Source organism: Arthrobacter sp. HMWF013 (genome assembly GCF_003061105.1).
Lineage (GTDB): Bacteria > Actinomycetota > Actinomycetes > Actinomycetales > Micrococcaceae > Arthrobacter.
Genome location: NZ_QAIQ01000352.1, coordinates 1 through 2,847 on the forward strand (window position 1 = coordinate 1; position 2,847 = coordinate 2,847).

The 2,847-nt window shown below is 67.1% G+C and carries 3 protein-coding genes; all 3 read right to left on the minus strand.

Annotated elements, in window-relative coordinates; genetic code table 11:
* The coding region (locus tag DBR22_RS13270) for an MFS transporter (protein ID WP_375134962.1) at positions 1-414 on the minus strand (414 nt) is incomplete at its 3' end.
* Complete coding sequence (locus tag DBR22_RS23865; protein WP_181365171.1) at positions 335-511, minus strand: hypothetical protein; 177 nt, start codon at positions 509-511, stop codon at positions 335-337. The genes DBR22_RS13270 and DBR22_RS23865, both read right to left, overlap by 80 nt.
* Before the next feature lie 167 nt (positions 512-678).
* A partial coding sequence (locus DBR22_RS13275; RefSeq protein ID WP_108599408.1) for an SbcC/MukB-like Walker B domain-containing protein occupies positions 679-2,847 on the minus strand: 2,169 nt, incomplete at its 5' end.

Here is a 2,847-nt window from a genome sequence, read left to right on the forward strand (position 1 = left end):
GATGGGGGCAGCGCCGATCAATGCCAAGACAAATGCAGCGTTGAGGGCGGCTGCAACCAGGAGGACAGGGCGCTGCCCCCATCGGTCAGCGAGCGCGCCGAAGACCGGCGCTCCAAGCGCCGAGCCGATGCCGACCGCACCGGCGGCAGTCCCGCCTGTGGCGTAGGAACCCGTCGTCGATGTGATAAGGGTCAGCGCGCCAACGGTAAGCATGGCAAGCGGCAAGCGGGCGAACAGGCCCAGCGGAATGAAGCTGCGTCCAGCCAGTTGTGGAAGGCTGGCGAAGCGCCCTTTGGGCCGGGACCGCAGAGGTTCGTGGTGCGACGGTGCGGCTTCATGTGGTGACGGATGCGCCGCCGGCTGCGGTGGAACTCCACGGGAAGTAGAAGCTGCCGTGGAGGAGGGCGCTGGCATGGCAGAGGGAGCTGCCGTGGAAGACATAGCGTCCGAGGCAGGGTTCAGTGACACTAAAGGAGGATTCAAGTTTCCGGGCTCGTTCAGTAGTGCGCATCGTCCCTCCTCCCGATGCGCGTAACCCGGTAACCATCCAATTCTATCCGGACACTGACTGTTGCCCTGCCTGGACACCTGCCGCTGCACGGACTGCCCTTCTACCGCCCGCGCTGTGCGGTCTCCCCCATGGCCGATCTTCAGTCCTGGGCGGAACGGGACCGTCCGTCAGACGAGGGTTTCCGCGGCGTCGGAGATCCTGAGGGTGGAGCCGTTGCGTCCCTTGAGGACCTGGAGCTGGGTGCCGATTCGCTGCTTCATCTCGCCGACATGGCTGACGAGGCCCACCACCCGCCCGCCGTCACGGAGCCCTTCAAGGGCGTCCATCACCTGTTCCAGGGATTGTTCATCCAGGCTGCCGAAGCCTTCGTCCACAAAGAGCGTCTCGATCTGGATTCCGCCGGCCTCCTGCTGGACAACATCGGCCAGTCCCAGCGCCAGGGAGAGGGACGCCATGAAGGATTCGCCGCCGGAGAGGGTCGAAGTATCCCGCCGGTGCCCGGTCCATTGGTCCACCACCTCCAGGCCCAGCCCGGACTTAGCTCCGCGTGCGGCCCTGGCATCGGAATGCTGCAGCAGGTAACGTCCATCGCTCATGGCAACAAGGCGTTCCGAAGCCGCCAGTGCTACCTGTTCCAGCCGTGCCGCCAGGACGTAGCTGTTCAGGCTCATTCGGTAGGTGTTCTCTCCGCGGCCTGCCGCGGTGTCCGCCAGCGCGGTCAGCAGCTGGGCGTGTTCCCTGGGCCCCCGCCCGGTTCCGGCGAGCCGTTCATACTCCTTGCGTATGGTGGCCAGCGATTCAACACAGCGCGAGGCCATGGCAGCGGCGAGGTCAGCGGCACGGGCTTCCTGCGCGGCCCGGTCAGCGGCGGCCTTCAGCTCCGCTTCCCTGGCGACGTCCTCAGCCTCATCCACCGCCGGATCCGCCAGAGCTTCCTGCTGTGCCAGCACCAGTTCTTCGGAGGCGAAGAGCTCAGCAATCCGGGCCTGCTCATCCTGCCCCGCACGAAGTTCAGCACGCAGGGCAGCAGCCTCGGTGTCCGCAAGCAGCTGCGCGAGGGCATCCGCGGCCGAGCCAAAGCCCGCCTCCGGCAGCGCATTCTCCAGCTGGCTGCGGGCTTCACGGGCCCGGGCCTCAGCTTTCTCCAGTTGCGCCTGGGCCGTCAGGGTCTTCTCCAGGGTGGCAGCGGCATTCTGCAGGGACCGCAGCCTCAGGGCGAGGCTGCGGTGCCCGCCCCGCAGGCCGGCGAGTGCTTCCTCCAGTGACGAAAGCTGATCCGAAACCTCTGCTATGGCAGCGGTTACCCGCGCAAGTTCTGACGCCGCGACGTGGGCCTGGGACTCCAGCGCGGTAATCCCGGCCTCTTTTGCCTCGATCTTTTTCCGGATGTCTGCCAGACGTTTTACTGCAGTTTGTGCCGCCCGGGCGGCGCTGCGGGCAACATCAGCGGCCTGCAGCGCTTCTTCTTCGGGGGTGGCCCCTCCTTGGCCGGCCAGTACGGCCACCTGCTGGTTGGCGTCACCAAGCGCAGTGGCCAGCGCCAACAGCTTGGTCTCTGCTGCTTCGTGGTCCTGCTGGGCCACTTCCTCGGCCTGGCCGAGCCCCAGCGCGGAGGCGGCCGCTTCGGCAGGAGCCGGATGCTCCTCGCTGCCGCAGACGGGGCAGGACTCCCCCTCAACCAGCTGGGCGGCGAGTTCCGCCGCGGCATTGGCGAGTCTTTCCTCCCGAAGATCGAGCCAGCGGAGCTTCTTTTCCAGCTGGATTTCCCGGGCCGCGGAGTGGCGGCCGGCTGCCACCTCCTGGGACGCCAGGGCAGCCCGGTACCGGCGGACAACCTCAACAAGTTCGTCAGCGGCGTCTGCTTCCTTGGCGTGGAGCGTCGCAGCCGAGGCCAGCTCCTCCAAAGGCAAGAGCCCGGCAGCCAGCCCCGTGAGCTCCGAGCGCAGGTTTTCCAGCAGATCGCCGCGTTCGCGCTCCGATTGTGAGAGTTCCTGCTGCTTGGTGACCAGGGAACGGCGCCGCGCGGTAAGCTCCGCGAGGCGGTCCTCGTCCGGCAGCCTGGCTTCCACCACGGCAAGCAGCGACCGGAGCCTGCTGAGGTCACCGGCAATGTCAAGGGACCCGATGACGCCCGGACCGTCATCAGTCATGGCTCCACCCAACCGGTCAGCGTCCAACGCGCCCAGGTCCAGCTGTTCGAGTTCGGGTTCTTCCTCCACAGCCATCCGCAGCAGGGTAAGCGCCGATTCCATGGCTCCTGCCGCATGCAGCACCTGGTTCCCGCTCGCCTCGACGGCCTGCAACTGCCCCCGGAGCACCTCGGCGCGGCGGTGCTG

Coding starts and splice junctions, on each gene's coding strand:
- DBR22_RS23865 (WP_181365171.1), bottom strand. CDS start 511: ATGCGCACTACTGAACGAGCCCGGAAACTTGAATCCTCCTTTAGTGTC.